The sequence below is a fragment of the Amycolatopsis sp. genome (genome assembly GCF_035546795.1).
Taxonomy (GTDB): domain Bacteria; phylum Actinomycetota; class Actinomycetes; order Mycobacteriales; family Pseudonocardiaceae; genus Amycolatopsis_E.
This window is the reverse complement of the sequence record NZ_DASZWC010000031.1, coordinates 1-16,312: the sequence shown is the minus strand read 5'-3', so window position 1 is coordinate 16,312 and position 16,312 is coordinate 1. Positions and strand designations below refer to the sequence as shown.

The window sequence follows — 16,312 nt, the reverse complement described above, 5'->3', positions numbered from 1 at the left end:
AAGCCGAAGAGCTGAACGTCACTGGTGGGCTCATTCAGCCTCGCGGCAAGGGCATGATGCGCAACGCTGGGAAGACTGAAAACGCTCAACGACCGATCTCGCTAGCGCGCTGGTACGTGCACATGCTGGTCGAGCGCCGGGAACGGCTCGGCCTGACCGAACCCACCGGACCGATCTACCCGAACAGCCGGGGCGGCTACCAGAACGTGCAGAACCTCACCAACCGGCACTGGCTCCCGTTCCGGCGGCGCCACGGCTACGAGTGGGTGACGTTCAAGACGCTGCGCAAGACGGTGGCCACGCTGCTCGACGAGGCCGGTCTCACCGCCCGGCAGATCGCCGACATCCTCGGTCACGCCCACCCCTCGATGACGATGGACGTCTACATGGGGCGCGGCCAGAAGTCCCGGGCAGGTGCGGACGCGCTGGGCAGCCTGCCCTTCGGCAAAACTGGCAATTAATTGGCAACCAGCCTCGGTGACGGCGGGACCATGATCACCCCAGACAGCAGAAAACCCGCCGTCACCAGCGGGTTTCCTGTACTGCTGTCTCAACCAGACGCGCGCCCGAAGGGATTCGAACCCCTAACCTTCTGATCCGTAGTCAGATGCTCTATCCGTTGAGCTACGGGCGCTTGTTCAGTTATTAACTTAGCATCCGGCATGCCGGGCGCTGAGCGGAGGCTCCGGGATTTGAACCCGGGAGGGGGGGTTACCCCCAACCGCATTAGCAGTGCGGCGCCATAGACCAGACTAGGCGAAGCCTCCCGGAATCAACGTCCACTGCTAGAGCAGCCTACACAGCCCCGGCAACACCCCACCAAGCACCCCCATCACCGCTGCAGCATGCGCATCAGCCAGCGCGACCGGCCGCCGAGGCCCTCGGCTTCGAAGACGGCGACGCCGACGCGCGGCAGCTCTCGGACGCCGGGGAACACCAGGTACCGCGGCACCCAGTCGGGCTGGAACTTGGCGTTGAACCGGTACAGGGTCTCGATCTGGATCCAATGCGACGCCCAGCCGAGCACCTTCGCGGAGATGCGCGCGACGGGGCCGGCACCGATCCGCCTGCCTTGCTCCATCAGTTTCCGGAACGCGGCGAAGTTCAGCGAGACGTATTTCACCCCGTGCTCGCGCGCCGCCAGCAGCAGCTCGGAGATCATCAGCTCGTTCACGCCGTTGTCGGCGCTGCGGTCCCGGCGCATGACGTCGAGCGACAGGCCTTCCTTCCCCCACGGCACGAACTGCAGCAGCCCACGCGTCTGCCCGCCCTGCTCGGCGGTGACGAGCACGGAGCCCGGATCGCCCATCCGACCCAGCGCCATCGAGAAACCACGCTCGGTCTCGCTGCCGCGCCAGTTCGTGGCGAGCGCCTCCAGCTCGGCCAACTCGCCGTCGCCAAGCTCCTCGGCCCGGCGCACCCGCACCTTGTACCCGGCCCGCTTCGTGCGCGAGACGGCCTGGCGGACACCGCGCATGACGCGGCCCTCGAGGGTGAAGGTCTCCGCGTTGACCACGGCCTCGTCGCCGATCTCCAGTACGTCCAGGTGGAACCGGGACCACACGGTCGCGCCCAGTTCCGAACAGCCCATCGCGGCCGGCACCCAGCCGTGCAAGCGGCAGACCTCCAGGAACTCCTCGATCGCCCCCGGCCAGGCTTCGCTGTCGCCCAGCGGATCCGCGGACGCGACCGCGGCACCGGCGATGACCCGGTAGGTGACGGCCGCCTTGCCCGTTTTCGAGAACACGACGAACTTGTCGTCCCGCAGCGCGAAGTAGCCGAGTGAGTCCCGCTCGCCGTGCTGGTCCAGCAGCTCGCGCAGCTTCCCCTTGTCCGCCTCCGACAGGTGCGGGGCCGGCTCGGCCGAGCGCAGCAGAAAATACGCCGCGACCAGCACCGCTCCGAGGCCGAACAACAGCCCGACGGACATCGTCAGATCGTCCATCCAGCCCATGTGGAACACGGCGGGCCCGCTGAGCCCGAGCAGCGCCAGCGCCGACTCCCCGAGCCTGTCCTGGAAGCTCAACGGCTCCAGCACACTGTGCGGCGCGAACGAGAGCATCGCGAAGTTGATCACCAGCCCGGCCACCAGCAACTGGAGGAACACCCGCACCGCGCGCCATTTCCCGGTCACCGGGTCGGGCTGGGCGATGAAATGCCGCCGGTTCGCGATCAATGTCACAGCCAGCGCGACCGACACCAAGCCGGCGCCCATCACGTGCCGTAGCCCCAGGTGTGACAGCGCCAGCAGCACGCTCGCGGCGAGTGCCAGCTGCCAGGCCCGGCGCTTGCGCCGCCGCAACCCGCTGGCGAGCAGGATCAGCAACACCCCGCTGACCAGCACCACGGCCGCGGCCGCGGTGCTGGCGTCCTGTGGCAGCTCCAGCCATTCGGCGACATGGCCACGCATGCCGCGCCGGCCGGCCGGCACCACCACCGAGATCACCGCGACGACCCCGACCAGCCTGGTCACCCAGGTGATCGCCGCCACCGACGCGGCACCGGTCAACCGCCAGAGCGCAGGCGCATGCGTGTGCGCCTGCTGCTCTTCCCCGGTCAACGCCCTCCCCGCCAAAACCCCGTGCCCCCTTTTGTTGCCTATCTGCCCTGGGCCAGTGCCACGAACGGCCGCAATGCGTCCGGGTTCGCCAGCGCGTCCCGGCTCACCGCGCGGTCGAGGGCCATCCCGGCGAGGATCTTTTTCACCGGAACCTCACACTTCTTACCGTTGAGCGTGCGTGGCACCTCAACCACCTCGACGAACCGATCCGGTACGTGCCGCGGCGAAAGCTCCGCCCTGAGCTGCCGACGCAAGGCCGGCTCGACATCCGCCAGGATCTTGCCGGGTGCCATCACGACGAAACACAACAGCTCACCGTTCGTATTCCCGGCACCGGAGGTGTCAATCACCAGCGAATCGGCGATCTCCTCGAACCCCTCCACCACCCGGTAGAACTCCGCTGTGCCCATCCGCACCCCGCCACGGTTGAGGGTGGAGTCGCTGCGCCCGTAGATCACCGCCGATCCGCGCTCGGTGATCCGAATCCAATCACCGTGCCGCCAGATGCCCGGGTAGTACTCGAAGTACGCCTCGCGCAGCCGGGAGCCGTCCGGGTCGTGCCAGAAGTACACCGGCATCGACGGCATCGGCTGAGTGACGACGAGCTCCCCGACCTGTTCGACGACCGGGTTGCCGTCGTCGTCGAAGGCCGCGACGGCCGCACCGAGCGCGGCGCAGGACAGTTCGCCCAGCCACACCGGCAGATCCGGCGCCGAGCCGACGAACGCCGCACACAGGTCGGTGCCACCGGAGACCGAGCAGATCTGCACCTCGGGGCCGATCTTTTCGGCAATCCAGCGGAATCCCTCGACCGACAGCGGCGCCCCGGTGGAGCCGATCCCGCGCAACGCCGTCAGGTCCAGCTCCGCGCCAGGCTCCAGGTGCGCCTTGAGGCAGCTCTGGATGAACGGCGCGGACGTGCCGAAGTAGGTGATCCGGTGCTTCTCGGCCAGCCGCCACAACGCGTTGAGGTCGGGATGGCCCGGACTGCCGTCGAACAGCACGATCGTGGTGCCGGTGAGCAGGCCGGCGATGAGGAAGTTCCACATCATCCAGCCGGTGGTGGTGAACCAGAAGAACCGGTCGCCCGGCCCCAGATCCATCTGCAGCGCAAGGGCTTTCAGGTGTTCCACGACGATCCCGCCGTGCCCGTGCACGATCCCCTTCGGCAGCCCCGTGGTGCCCGACGAGTAGAGCACCCACAGCGGATGGTCGAACGGCACGGGCTCGAACTCCAGCGCCGCGCCCGCGTGCTCGGCCAGCAGCGACTCCCAGGCGAGGGCCCCGTCGAGGCTGCCGCCGCCGACGTAATCGATCAGCACGGTGGCTTGCAGCGCCGGGATTTCCTCGCGCAGCTTGGTGATCGTCGGCCGGATGTCGAAGGACCGTCCATTGTAGACATATCCGTTGACCGCGATGAACACCTTCGGCTCGATCTGGGTGAACCGGTCGGCGACCGCGCGCACCCCGAAGTCCGGCGAACACGAGGACCACGTCGCGCCGAGACTCGCCGTGGCGAGGAAAGCGACCAGCGTCTGCGGGCAGTTCGGCGCCAAGGCGACGACCCGATCCCCTTTGCCCACACCGAGTTCCCGCAACGCGGCGCGCGCGGCGGCCACCTGGGCACGCAGGTCACCGTAGCTGAGCTGCGCCTCCAGCCCGTCCTCGCGGTGGAAGATCACCGCCAGGTCTTCGTCCTGCTTCGCGGCACCGGCGACGCCGCCGCTGAGCGCGTGCTCCGCGTAGTTCAGCGTGCCGCCGGGGAACCAGCGCGCGCCGGGCATGCTCGCGTCGGCGACCACCTCGGTGGGCTCGTCATGCCAGCGCACGCCGAGGAAATCCGCCACCCCGCCCCAGAAACCGGCCAGATCCTCGGTCGAGAACCGCCAGAGTTCGGCGTAGTCGGCGACCTGCACGTCACGCTCGGTGCGCAACCAGTCGCGGAAGGCCTGGATTCTGGACGCGGCGACCTGCTCTGGGCTCGGTCGCCAGAGGACTTCGGGAATGTCAGCAGCGTTGGTCACCCGCTGACTTTACGTCAGCGCAGGTGCGCGTCGAACCAATTCAACGTGCGCTGCCACGCCTCGACGGCCGCGTCCGGGTCGGCGTCGAAGCGGTGGTTGGCGCCGGGGTAGCGGACCACGTTGGTCACGGTGCCCGAAGTGGCCGCGGCGTCCCGTAGCTGCTCCACGTCCGCTGCCGCCAGCTCGTCGCCGGCGTCGCCGTAGATGCCGAGCCATGGGCTGGTCAGCTTCCCGGCGATCTCCACGAGCGCGGGCAGCTCGCCGTTGCTCTGCCCGCCCACGCTGACCGCCGCGCCGAGCTTGCGGTTGGACGCCACGACCAGTGCCGCCGTACCGCCGAGGTCGAACCCGACAACACCGATCAGATCCGCCTGCACGCCGTGTTCGGTCAGCCAGGCCAGCGTGATGTCCGTCGCTGCCAGCACATCCTCCCGCGCCGGTTCGAACGGCATGTGCGGCGCGACCGCGAGCCAGCCTTCGTCGGCGAGACTGGCAATCAGCAGGCGCACGCCGTCGGAGATGCCATCGGCCTCATGCAGCACGACCAGGCCGCCGCGCACCGCGTTCTCCGGTTCGGCGAAGGTCAACTCGATCGCGCGGCCGTCCTCGCGCTCGTAGTGTTCGGTGTGCGTCTGCGTCATCTCACTACTCAACCACTTCGCGGTGAACAGAAGTCAACATGCGGCTCATCACCGGGCACGAGATACCGTGACAGCAAGCCGCTTTTCCCCCAGAAGGAGCATCGCAATGCCCGTCCAGCCCCGCGTCGATCTCGATTCGTTACCCAGCTATGTCGCGGGTCGCACTGTGCCGGGGGCGATCAAGCTGTCCAGCAACGAGACGCCGGGCGGTCCGCTGCCCAGCGTCAAGAAGGCCATCGCCGAAGCGGCCGAGAACATGAACCGCTACCCCGACATCAGTGTCGCGAAGCTGGCGGGCCGGCTGGCGGAGAAGTTCGGGCTGCCCGCCGATCAGATCGCGGTCGGCTGCGGGTCGGTGGCGCTGTGCCAGCAGGTCGTGCAGGCGATGTGCGGTGTGGACGATGAGGTGTTGTTCGCCTGGCGCTCCTTCGAGTCGTATCCGATCGTCACGCAGATCGCCGGTGCCGCCCCGGTGCGGGTGCCCCTCGACGGCACGCACGCCCACGACCTCGACGCGATGGCCGCGTCGATCACGCCCAGGACGCGGCTGGTCTTCGTATGCAACCCCAACAACCCGACCGGCACCGCGGTGCGGCGGGCGGAGCTGGAACGGTTCCTGGACCGGGTTCCCGAGGACGTGCTCGTGGTGCTGGACGAGGCGTACACGGAGTTCGCGACCGATCCCGACGTGCCCGACGGCCTCGACTACGTGCGCTCGCGGGACAACGTGGCCGTGCTGCGTACCTTCTCGAAGGCGTACGGGCTCGCCGGGCTTCGCGTCGGCTACTTCGCCGGGCCGGCGGCTGTCGCCGAAGCGGTGCGGAAGGTGTACATCCCCTTCAGTGTCAACTCACTCGCGCAGATCGCGGCGATGGCTTCGCTGGACGCCGAGCCGGAGCTGCTCGCGCGGTGCGAAGTGATCGCGGCCGAGCGCGACCGTGTTCGCGGGGAGCTGATCGAGGCCGGCTACGACGTGCCGGAGACGCAGGCGAACTTCGTCTGGCTGCCCTTGGGCGACAAGGCATTGGAGTTCGCCGAGCACACGCTGGCGAACAAGGTCGTGGTACGCGCGTTCGCCGGCGACGGGGTTCGCGTCACGATCAGCCACCACGACGAGAACGACCTGTTCCTGCACGCGGCGCGCAGCTACCGCAGCAACAGCTGAACGATCGCGGCCACCCCGACGAGCACGATCACTCCACGCAGGACGGTGGGCGGCAGCCGGCGCCCGATCTTCGCGCCCAGCTGCCCACCGAGCGTCGAGCCGACGGCGAGCAGTCCGACCACTGGCCAGCTGATCGGCGCGACGAACGCGTAGACCGTGCCGGCCACGATGTTCACCACTGCGGCGAGGACGTTCTTGATGCCGTTGAGCCGCTGCAGGGAATCGGTCAGCAGCATGCCCATGAAAGCCATGAGCAGCACGCCCTGCGCCGCGGTGAAGTATCCGCCGTAGATGCCGACGAGGAAGATCAGGAACAGCAACAACGGGCCGCCGTGCGCCTTCACGTCGGACCGGTTCTCCCGGCGGCGGTTGACCCACTTCGAGACCCACGGCTGGATGACCACCAGCACCACGGCGAACCCGACCAGTACCGGCACGATTTTCTCGAACGCGTCGGGTGGCAGGGAAAGCAGCAGGATCGTGCCGCCGATCGCGCCGAGGAACGACGGCACGCAGTACCGGACGATGCGCCGCCCCTGGCCGGTCAGCTCGTGCCGGTAGCCGATCGCGCCGCTGACCGTGCCCGGCGCGAGGCCGATCGCGTTGGAGGTGGTCGCGGTCAGCGGCGGGTAGCCCAGCGCGACCAGCACCGGGAACGTGACCAGCGTGCCGGACCCGACAACGGCGTTGATCGCACCCGCCCACACGCCGGCGAGGAGCACCAGCACCGCATGCCACCAGCTCACCCGTCACCCCTCGTCGCCACGCCTCCAGTCAACAACACGTTTTGCGGCGGAAACGCTCGGGTACCTCGGGGCGCATGCAGACGACGACGCTACGCCCGCTGATCGACACGTCGGGCCCGTTCACGGCCGTCTACTTCGAGGACAGCCATGACACCGAGGACGCGGCCAAGCAGCTGGAACTGAAGTGGCGTGATCTGCGCGAGCGGCTCGCCGCTCAGGACGCTCCCACCGATGCGCTCGACGCGTTGGAGGCAGCGGTCCGCGACGGTCCGCCGGCAGTGGGGCGCAGCGGACGGGCGCTGCTCGCCGCCGGCAGCGAAGTGCTTCTGGACGAGCGGCTGGACGAGCCGCCGGCGGAGACGCTGACCAGGGTTTCCGAGCTGCCGTACGTCCTTCCGCTGACCCGCTACGCCGAGCCGGGGATCAGGCACGTGGTGGCCTCCCTGGACCAGGTCAACGCCACCGTCACGGCGTACGACGAGCATGGCGAAGAGATCCGGTCCGACGGCGTCAGTGGGCGCGACCACCCGGTGCACCAGACCCGCGGCGGCGGCCCGGCACAATACGAGATGCGACAGCGGGTCGAGGAGACGATCCGCCGCAACGTGAGCGAAATCGCCGACGAGATCACGCAAGTGGCCGACCGGACCGGCGCCGGGCTGGTGTTGCTGGCAGGCGAAATCCAGGGCCGTCGAGCCGTGCACGAGGCATTGCCCAAGCGGGTGCAGGAAATCGTGCAGGAGGTCACACACGCCGATGTCGCCGACGAGTTGGTGACCGCGACGAAGCAACGCCGCCGCAATGACGTGCTGGAGCGGTTCCGCAGCGAACTCGGGCGCGAAAACGGGCTCGCGGTGGAAGGTCTGGAGGCTGTGACGGCCGCGTTGCTCGAAGGCAATGTCGAGACCCTGTTGATCGGCGATCCCGGCGATGGCACCGTCTTCCGTGGCGACGAGCCGACCCAGATCGCCGTGACCGAACCCGAACTGCATACGCTCGGCGCTTCCGAAGCGCACGAGAACCGCGCCGACGAAGCGGTGCCGTTCGCGGCGATCGCGGTCGACGCCGAGCTGATCGCCGTGGACAGCGAACTCGCCGAAGGCTTCGGCGCGATCCTGCGACATGGCTGACGGATCCCGAAACAACCGAATAGCTGCTACGCAAAGCTGTCGAGCGGTGACGCCACCGAGCGCGGTTCCCCCGATCGAGGCATCATTATGCGCAGGCAGTATTCAACCTATGGCGAGGTGAAAGTGACCGGCTGGGAACCCCCGCCCCTGCATGCGCGTAATGACATCGAGCTCCGGCTCGGCGCCGACCTGGGGCATCTGCCCATCGTGCGGTCCGTGGTGGCGACCATCGCGACCCGCGCGGATTTCGACCTCGACGCGATCGCCGACCTGCGTCTCGCCGTCGACGAGGCCTGCTCCACGCTGATCACCCGTGCCGTGCCGGGCAGCACGATGCGCTGCCGGTTCACGGTGACGGGCGACGAACTGACGTTCACCGGCACGGTGCACTCGGAGTCCGACAGCGCACCGAGCACGAAGTCGTTCGGCTGGAAGGTGCTGACCACGCTGACCGATTCGGTGGACACCAGAGTCACCTCGAACGGGCAGCAGGGCCACCAGGTGGACATCGAACTGGCCAAACGCCGCGTGGTCGTGGACGTGCCAGGGGCTGGCGCGTGACCGGCTCCCGAGCCGAGCCAGCAAAGCCCACGTCGTCCAACGAATACGAGCATCTCGCTCCGCTGTTCGACGAGCTCGCCGCCTTGAACGAGGACGACCCGCGTCGCGCCGAACTGCGCGACGAACTGGTGACCGGGCACCTTCCGCTGGCCGAACACATCGCGCAACGGTTCTCCGGCCGCGGCGTCGCCAAGGAGGACCTCGTCCAGGTCGCCACCGTGGGCCTGATCAACGCGGTGGACCGGTTCGACGCCACCCGCGGCTCGGATTTCCTGTCCTTCGCCGTCCCCACCGTGATGGGCGAGGTGCGCCGGCATTTCCGGGACACCGGCTGGCTGGTCCGGGTGCCGCGCCGGCTCAAGGAACTGCACCTGTCGATCTCCAGCGCGAACACCGAGCTGGCGCAACGGCTGGGCCGCGCCCCGACGCCGAGCGAGATCGCCGCACACCTGAACATCAGCCAGGACGAGGTGTTCGAGGGGCTTGAGGCCGGCAACGCCTACCACTCGATGTCCTTGGACGAGGTGCTCTCGGGCGACACCGAAAACCTCGCGCTCGGCGACACCCTCGGCGAGGAGGATTCCGCGCTGGAAGGCGTGGAGAACCACGAGGCGCTGTTGCCACTGATCCAGGACCTGCCCGAACGCGAGCGGAAAATCCTCGGCCTGCGCTTCGTGCACAACATGACGCAGACCCAGATCGCTGAGCGGATCGGCGTTTCGCAGATGCACGTCTCGCGGTTGCTGGCCCGCACCCTGGAGCGCCTGCGCGACGGCCTGACGGAGCAAGACGACGTGCTCGGCTCGCCGTAGCATCGTTTCGACCTGCGGGAGCGGGGGTACCCGATGATCATGGAGACCGAGCCAGGCTGGCGTGAGCCCATGCTCGCCACGCTGACCCAGCGCCGCTTCTCCAGTACGGACTGGCTGTTCGAGCGGAAGCTGGACGGGGTGCGCGCGATCTGTTCGCGCGCCGGGGACGAGCCCGTGCTGTGGTCTCGCAACCACAAGGACATCAGCGCCTCCTACCCCGAGATCATCGAAGCGCTGGCCGAGTTCGGCGGGTCGCATTTCGTGGCCGACGGCGAACTGGTCGCGTTCGATGGGGAACAGACCAGCTTCGCCCGGCTGCAGCAGCGGCTGCACCTGACCGACCGCAAACGCATCGAGGCCACCGGGGTCCAGGTCCACTACTACCTGTTCGACCTCTTGGTGTTCGACCATTCCGACGCGACAGCGTTACAGCTGCGGCAGCGGAAACACCTGCTGCAGAAGGCTTTCGACTGGGAAGGCCCGCTGCACTACTCCCAGCACCGCAACTCGGACGGCGAGGAGTACTTCCGCTACGCGTGCGAGCACGGCTGGGAAGGGCTGATCGCGAAACGCGCCGACGCGCCGTATCGCGCCGGCCGCTCGGCGGACTGGTTGAAGTTCAAATGCGTGCGGGATCAGGAGTTCGTGGTCGGCGGCTACACCAAGCCGGGCGGTTCACGCAGCGGGTTCGGTGCGTTGCTCGTCGGCTACTACGACCACGGAAAGCTGCGCTACGCGGGCAAAGTCGGCACCGGCTACACCGAGGCGACCTTGCGCGAGCTGTCCGGCACGCTGGGTGAGCTCGGACGGGACCGGTCGCCTTTCGACGACGTGGTGCCGGAGCGCGGCCCGCGCTGGGTCGAGCCGAAGCTCGTGGTGCAGGTGCGGTTCTCCGAGTGGACCACCGACGGCAGGCTGCGGCATCCACGGTTCGTTGGGCAGCGCGACGACAAACCGGCCGAAGAGGTCGTTCGGGAGCAGCGATGAATCCCGACGAGATCAAGATTTCCCACGCGGACAAGGTTTTCTACCCCGATGACGACGTCACCAAGGGCGATGTCGTCGAGTATTACCGGCAGGTGGCGTCGTCGATGCTGCCGCATCTGCGTGGCCGCCCGCTGACGTTGCGCCGCTACCCCGACGGGATTTCGCACGAAGGCTGGTTCCAGAAGGAAGCCTCGGGCCACTTCCCGGACTGGCTACGGGTCGAGGCCGTGCCACAACGCGCCGGCGGCACCGTGCACCACGTCATCTGCGAAGACGAAGCTTCCCTGGTGTACCTGGCGAACCAGGCGACGATCGAATTCCACGTCTGGCCGTCCACAGTGGACAGACTGGACGGGCCGGACCTGCTCGTGGTCGACCTCGATCCGCCGGACGGCGTCGAGGTGAAGGAGCTGCGCCGGATCGCACGCCAGGTCCGGGATCTGTTCGACGAACTCGGTCTGACGCCGTTCGTACAGGCCACCGGCGGGCGCGGTTTCCACGTCGTGGCACCGCTGGACACCTCGGCCGACTACGAGCTGGTGCGCGCGTTCGCCCGCGAAGTGGCCGAACACCTGGCTGCCGGTGACCCGGATCGGCTCACCACCGAGCAGCGCAAGGACAAGCGCGGCGATCGCGTTTTCCTTGACACCAACAGAAACGGCTACGCGCAGACCTTCGTCGCGCCGTATTCACTGCGCGCGCGGCCCGGCGCGGCCGTCGCGACACCGTTGGACTGGGACGAGCTCGGCCGGGCCGAGCCCAACGGGTTCGAGCTGCGCAAGATCAAGCAAAGGCTTGCCCGCAAAGGGGATCCGTGGCGTGATCTGCACTCCCGTGGCGCATCCGCGGAGAAGGCACGCGAGCGGCTGCGTCGGCTGAGCTAGGGAGGCACCTCATGGCGCGAGCGATCTGGAGCGGCGCGGTCAACTTCGGCCTGGTGACCGTGCCCGTCGAGCTGTACAGCGCGATCGAGGACCACACCGTGCACTTCCGCCAGTTCGAGCGCGGCACGTCCGACCGGATCCGGTACCGGCGGGTGAACGAGCGCACCGGCAAAGAGGTCGACTTCGACGACATCGTGAAGGGCTACGACCTCGGCGACGGCGAATACGTGCTGGTGGAACAGGAAGAGCTGGACGAGATCGCACCGGGCCGGTCACGCTCGATCGACATCGAGGCGTTCGTGGAGCTGGCCGAGATCGACCCGGTGTACTTCGAGAAAAGCTACTGGCTGGCGCCATCGAAGGAGGAGTTCGGCAAGGCGTATGGCCTGCTGGTGCAAGCGATGGAGCACACGGAGAAGGCCGGGGTGGCCCGGTTCGTCATGCGCGGCCGGGAGCACATCGCCGCCGTCCGTGCCCGCGAAGGCGTATTGACGCTGGACACTCTGCTGTTCGCCGACGACCTGCGTGACCCGTCGAAGGAGCTGCGCAAGCTGCCGGAGAAGACGAAGGCGCCCGGCAAGGAACTCGAAATGGCGGTCAGCCTCATCGACTCGATGACCGAGCAATGGGACCCCGACCAGTACCACGACGTCTACAACGAGCGGGTGCTCAAGCTCATCGACGACAAGAAGGCGGGCCGGAAGGTCTCGGTCGAGGAGGAGCCCGCCGAGCCCACGAAGGTCGTGGATCTGTTCGACGCCCTTTCGCGCAGCGTGGAGAAACGCCGCAAGGGCTCGTCGAAGAAGAAGACACCGGACCTGTCCGAGCTGAACAAGGCGGAGCTGGACCGGATGGCGAGGGAGCTGGGTATCAAGGGCCGTTCGAAGATGTCCAGGGCCGAGCTGGAAAAAGCCGTCGGCTCGTCGCGCCGCGCGTCCTGAACCTGCACTGCGGGCGCCGTCGAGGGTGGACGGCCATACGATCACGGGGTGCGCAGGGTCGTTCGGTTCGCGAGGTTCCGCGTGACGCTGCGGACCGCGCTGGGTTTCGTCGGGCTAGGCGTCGGCTCCAGCCTGTTCGGCGCTGCCGCCGTCGCCCTGCTGCTGGTGCTGCAGGGGCTACCCGCCGACATGGGTCGGCACAACTGGATTTTCGTGCTGTGCGCGGCGATCTACGTGGCGTTCTCGGTGGTCGTCGGCTCGCTGTGGACGGCGATCCTGCACCGCCGGACGGCGTTGTGGTTCGCGCTCGGCCGCACCCCGACTCCGGCCGAAGCGAACCGGGCGCTGCGGCTGCCGATCCACATGGCCGAAATCAGTGGGTCGCTGTGGCTGGGCGGGACGGTGCTCCTCGGCGCGATAACCCCGTTGCTCGCCGCCTGGCGGGACGCGCTGGCGGTAACCCTCACGATCGGGCTCGGTGGGTTGCTGACCGTCGGCCTGATGTACCTGACCGCGGAATGGGTGGGCCGTCCCATCTCCACGCTCGCGCTTGAAGTCAGCCCGCCGGACCAGAACATTTCCGTGACCGTGCGGTCGCGGCTGGTGCTCACGTGGGGGGTGGCGAGCGGGACGCCGCTGCTCGGGGTGCTGATCATCGCCGCCCCGCCGAACCTGGCGAACGCCGACAACACCAGCAGCCTGATCATGCTGGCCATCGTCGGCCTGGTGTCCGGCGCGCTCGGTACGGCCCTGCTCGCGCGTTCGGTGGCCGCGCCACTCAAACAGCTGAGGATCGCGGTGGGCCTGGTCGCGCGCGGCCGGACGGACGTCCAGGTGCGCGTCGACGACGCCAGTGAGCTGGGGCAGCTGCAGGTTTCGGTGAACAGCATGGTCGCCGGGCTGCGCGAACGGGACCGGATGCGTGACCTGTTCGGCCGCCACGTCGGCGCCGACGTGGCCCGGCACGCACTGGAACACGGCGCATCCCTGTCCGGCGACGTACGCGAGGCGACGGCGTTGTTCGTGGACGTCGTCGATTCGACGGCGCTGGCCTACCAGATGCCACCGGATGAGCTGGTTCGCAAGCTCAACCGCCTGTTCGCCAGCGTGGTCAGCGCGGTGGACGCCCGAGGCGGCCTGGTGAACAAGTTCCAGGGCGACGCGGCGTTGTGCATCTTCGGTGCCCCCACCAGGCTTGCCGACCCGGCGACGGCGGCCTTGTCGGCCGCCCGCGCAATCCGCGATGCGGTGCGGGAGGCGGGCGAACTCGACCTCGGCATCGGGGTGGCCGGCGGCCCGGTCTTCGCCGGCCAGCTCGGCACCCGCAGCCGACTGGAGTACACGGTGATCGGCGACGCGGTCAACGAAGCCGCCCGGCTCACCGAGCACGCGAAAAAGGTGCCGGGTCGCGTGCTCGCCAGCGACACCGTGTTCAAGGCGAGCGCCGCCGCCGAGCGGGAGGCGTGGACGTCGTACCGGAAGATCCGCCTGCGCGGACGCCAGGAGATCACCAGCACCTGGACCGCCTGAGCCGGTCAGCCGGGCTTGACCTCCGGCCAGGTCAGGAAGGCCGATCCCCAGGTCAGCCCGGCGCCGAAGGCCGTGAGCAGCACTCTGTTCCCCGGCAGCAGGCTGCCGTCGTCGCAGGCGTCGGCGAGCGCGAGCGGGATCGAGGCAGCGCTCGTGTTCCCGACGGTCGCGATGTTCGCCACCACCCGATCTTGCGGGAGCCCGAGCTGTTTGGCGGTCGCGGTGAGGATGCGGATGTTCGCCTGGTGGCCGACGAACCGGTCCACGTCGTTGACCTCGAGCCCAGCCTCGTCGAGCACCGTCCTGGCCGATTCGGCCATCTTGGCGCAGGCGTGCCGGAAGACGGTGGTGCCCTGCATGCTCAGGAAGTGGTCGTGCGGGTTGTCCGAGATCCGCTGTTTGGCGCCACCCGCGGGCACGATCAACAGGTCGGCCAGCTCACCGTCGCTGTGCAGGTCGAACGGCCCGAGCGCACCGGGCTCCCCGGCGGACCCGGCGCGCACGACGACGGCCCCGGCGCCGTCACCGAAGATCGGGATCGTGCCGCGGTCCTGCGGGTCGCAGAGCCTGCTGAACACGTCGGCGCCGATGACGAGGACGCGTTGTGCCATGCCGGCCGCGATGAGCCCGCTGGCCGTTGCCAGCGCGTAGACGAAGCCGCTGCATACCGCGTTGACGTCGAACGCGGCTATCCCGCTCAGGCCGAGGCCGGACGCCACCTGCGGTGCGCTGGCCGGGCAGAGCTGGTCCGCCGTCGACGTGGCCAGCACCAGCGCGTCCACGACATCGGAACCGGCGCTGCGCAAGGCGTTCCCGCCCGCCCGGATGGCGATGTCCACTGTGGACATATCCGGATCGGCGATGTGCCGTTGCCGGATGCCCGTGCGTGTGCGGATCCACTCGTCGGAGGTGTCCAGCTGTTGCGAAAGTTCTTCATTGCCCACCACTCGCGGCGGCAGCCAGGCACCCAGCCCGGCGAGGACCGCGCAGTGCCCCGTATACATGGCTCGGTTGTAGGCCCTACCCCTGGGTAGACCGGTGAGTTGTGTTCCAGGTCACTCTTTACTTGCCCCATAAGGACTACCCGGGTCGCGGAGTTGTTCCAGGACCGTTCCTGTCCGCGACGGGTTCTAGAGTGCGCCCATGGAGGTTCTCGGCACTCGTGCGCTGAACCGGGCGCTGCTCGCCCGGCAGTTTCTCTTGCAGCGGGTGAAAATGTCGCCGCTGGAGGCGGTGCACCATCTCGTGGGCATGCAGGCCCAGGCTCCTTTTCCGCCGTATTTCGGGTTGTGGTCACGCCTGCACGGGTTCGCGCCGGACGACCTCGCCAGGCTGATAGAGGACCGTTCGGTGGTGCGGATCGCGTTGATGCGCGGCACCGTGCACCTGGTGACAGCGTCGGACGCCTTGTGGCTGCGGCCGTTGGTACAGCCGCTGTTCGATCGGGATCTGCGCACCAACACCACCCACGCGGCGGCGTTGCGGGACCTCGACCTCGAAGAGCTCGCCGCGAACGCGAAGGCCGTTCTCGCCGAGCACGCCTGCACCGGGGCCGAGCTGGGCAAGGCGCTGGCCGCCTGGTGGCCGGATCGCGCCCCGGCAGCGCTGGCGCATGCCGCCCGTGGCCGGTTGCCGTTGGTGCAGCTGCCACCACGGGCAGTGTGGGGCCGCAGCGGCCAGACGATCTACGCAACGGCAGAGGAGTGGCTCGGTCGCTCACTTGCCACCGAAGCGTCGTTGGAAGACCTCGTGCGGCGCTACTTGGCGGCATTCGGCCCGGCGACCGTCAACGACATCCAGGCGTGGAGCGGTCTGGCGCGGATGGGCGAGGTCGTGGACCGGGTCCGGGATGAGCTGGCCGTGTTCGCCACCGAGGAGGGCCGGGAGCTGTTCGACCTGCCGAAAGCCCCGCGGCCGGACCCGGACACGTCGGCCCCGCCACGCTTCCTTGCGGAGTTCGACAATCTCCTGTTGTCCCACGCCGACCGGACCCGCGTCATGTCGGAGGAGAGTCGGAAGCGGGTGTTCGGCGTCCGCAACGGCATCTTTCCCGGGACTGTGCTGGTGAACGGTTTCGTGCGGGGGACCTGGAAACTGGCCAAGGCACGCAGGTCGACGACCCTCGTCGTCGAGGCTTTCGAGCGCCTGTCCAGAAAGGACACTTCGGCATTGGAGAGCTCCGGCAACCGCTTGCTGCAGTTCGCCGCCCCCGACACCACCCACGAGATCAGCTTCACCTGACGACCGCGCTTCGCCGCGCCACGCCGAGCCGGGCCGGCCGCGGCGCGGCGAAGCGGGCGGGCCGGCCCTTCGCGGCGCGGCGGAGCGGGC

General features: G+C 68.4%; 15 protein-coding genes and 2 tRNA genes. 10 read left to right on the top strand and 7 right to left on the bottom strand.

Features of this window, described 5'->3' with window-relative positions:
• Window positions 1-461: tyrosine-type recombinase/integrase (locus tag VHD82_RS19435; RefSeq protein WP_325705469.1), on the top strand; the 461-nt coding region annotated here is incomplete at its 5' end.
• A 100-nt stretch (window positions 462-561) separates the two neighbouring features.
• Here the strand turns inward: VHD82_RS19435 and VHD82_RS19430 are convergent.
• The 5 genes from VHD82_RS19430 to VHD82_RS19410 form a co-directional block, all read right to left on the bottom strand.
• A tRNA-Arg gene (locus VHD82_RS19430) sits at window positions 562-634 on the bottom strand.
• Window positions 635-677: 43 nt separating this feature from the next.
• Window positions 678-767: transfer RNA gene (locus VHD82_RS19425), tRNA-Ser, on the bottom strand.
• A 65-nt stretch (window positions 768-832) separates the two neighbouring features.
• Entirely contained in the window at window positions 833-2,509 is a 1,677-nt protein-coding gene (locus VHD82_RS19420; RefSeq protein ID WP_325705472.1) for a phosphatidylglycerol lysyltransferase domain-containing protein, read from the bottom strand.
• An 89-nt stretch (window positions 2,510-2,598) separates the two neighbouring features.
• Complete coding sequence (locus tag VHD82_RS19415; protein ID WP_325705467.1) at window positions 2,599-4,584, bottom strand: acetoacetate--CoA ligase; 1,986 nt, start codon at window positions 4,582-4,584, stop codon at window positions 2,599-2,601.
• Window positions 4,585-4,598: 14 nt separating this feature from the next.
• Window positions 4,599-5,225: a dienelactone hydrolase family protein gene (locus VHD82_RS19410; protein ID WP_325705464.1), complete on the bottom strand. Its 627-nt coding sequence runs from the start codon at window positions 5,223-5,225 to the stop codon at window positions 4,599-4,601.
• Between the two features lie 106 nt (window positions 5,226-5,331).
• Here VHD82_RS19410 and hisC point away from each other — a divergent pair, with 106 nt between their 5' ends.
• Window positions 5,332-6,390, top strand: a complete 1,059-nt coding sequence (gene hisC, locus VHD82_RS19405) for a histidinol-phosphate transaminase (protein ID WP_325705460.1) — start codon at window positions 5,332-5,334, stop codon at window positions 6,388-6,390.
• Here the strand turns inward: hisC and VHD82_RS19400 are convergent.
• Complete coding sequence (locus tag VHD82_RS19400; RefSeq protein ID WP_325705458.1) at window positions 6,372-7,136, bottom strand: sulfite exporter TauE/SafE family protein; 765 nt, start codon at window positions 7,134-7,136, stop codon at window positions 6,372-6,374. The genes hisC and VHD82_RS19400 overlap by 19 nt on opposite strands.
• Before the next feature lie 74 nt (window positions 7,137-7,210).
• On the opposite strand from VHD82_RS19400, the gene VHD82_RS19395 reads away from it, so the two are divergent.
• From VHD82_RS19395 to VHD82_RS19365, 7 genes are all read left to right on the top strand, one after another.
• Complete coding sequence (locus tag VHD82_RS19395; protein ID WP_325705455.1) at window positions 7,211-8,266, top strand: Vms1/Ankzf1 family peptidyl-tRNA hydrolase; 1,056 nt, start codon at window positions 7,211-7,213, stop codon at window positions 8,264-8,266.
• Between the two features lie 123 nt (window positions 8,267-8,389).
• The gene (locus VHD82_RS19390) at window positions 8,390-8,827 is read left to right on the top strand and encodes an ATP-binding protein (protein ID WP_325705452.1); all 438 of its coding nucleotides are present in this window, start codon (window positions 8,390-8,392) and stop codon (window positions 8,825-8,827) included.
• Window positions 8,824-9,639 (top strand): SigB/SigF/SigG family RNA polymerase sigma factor, encoded by an 816-nt coding sequence (locus tag VHD82_RS19385; protein WP_325705449.1) that lies wholly within the window; start codon window positions 8,824-8,826, stop codon window positions 9,637-9,639. Before VHD82_RS19390 ends, VHD82_RS19385 begins: the two co-directional genes overlap by 4 nt.
• A 39-nt stretch (window positions 9,640-9,678) precedes the next feature.
• The gene (gene ligD / locus VHD82_RS19380; RefSeq protein ID WP_325705446.1) at window positions 9,679-10,626 is read left to right on the top strand and encodes a non-homologous end-joining DNA ligase; all 948 of its coding nucleotides are present in this window, start codon (window positions 9,679-9,681) and stop codon (window positions 10,624-10,626) included.
• A complete protein-coding gene (ligD, locus tag VHD82_RS19375; RefSeq protein ID WP_325705443.1) occupies window positions 10,623-11,510 on the top strand; it encodes a non-homologous end-joining DNA ligase in 888 nt (295 codons plus the stop codon). The genes ligD (VHD82_RS19380) and ligD (VHD82_RS19375) overlap by 4 nt, the downstream gene beginning before the upstream one ends.
• 11 nt (window positions 11,511-11,521) lie before the next feature.
• Window positions 11,522-12,451, top strand: coding sequence for a Ku protein (locus tag VHD82_RS19370; RefSeq protein WP_325705440.1), 930 nt, complete (start codon window positions 11,522-11,524; stop codon window positions 12,449-12,451).
• A 48-nt stretch (window positions 12,452-12,499) separates the two neighbouring features.
• The gene (locus tag VHD82_RS19365) at window positions 12,500-13,981 is read left to right on the top strand and encodes an adenylate/guanylate cyclase domain-containing protein (protein WP_325705437.1); all 1,482 of its coding nucleotides are present in this window, start codon (window positions 12,500-12,502) and stop codon (window positions 13,979-13,981) included.
• A gap of 5 nt (window positions 13,982-13,986) precedes the next feature.
• Here VHD82_RS19365 and VHD82_RS19360 read toward each other — a convergent pair whose 3' ends face one another.
• The gene (locus tag VHD82_RS19360; RefSeq protein ID WP_325705434.1) at window positions 13,987-14,985 is read right to left on the bottom strand and encodes a beta-ketoacyl-ACP synthase III; all 999 of its coding nucleotides are present in this window, start codon (window positions 14,983-14,985) and stop codon (window positions 13,987-13,989) included.
• A 139-nt stretch (window positions 14,986-15,124) separates the two neighbouring features.
• Between VHD82_RS19360 and VHD82_RS19355 the strand changes: the two genes are divergently transcribed.
• A complete protein-coding gene (locus VHD82_RS19355) occupies window positions 15,125-16,222 on the top strand; it encodes a winged helix DNA-binding domain-containing protein (RefSeq protein WP_325705431.1) in 1,098 nt (365 codons plus the stop codon).
• Window positions 16,223-16,312: the final 90 nt, after the last annotated feature.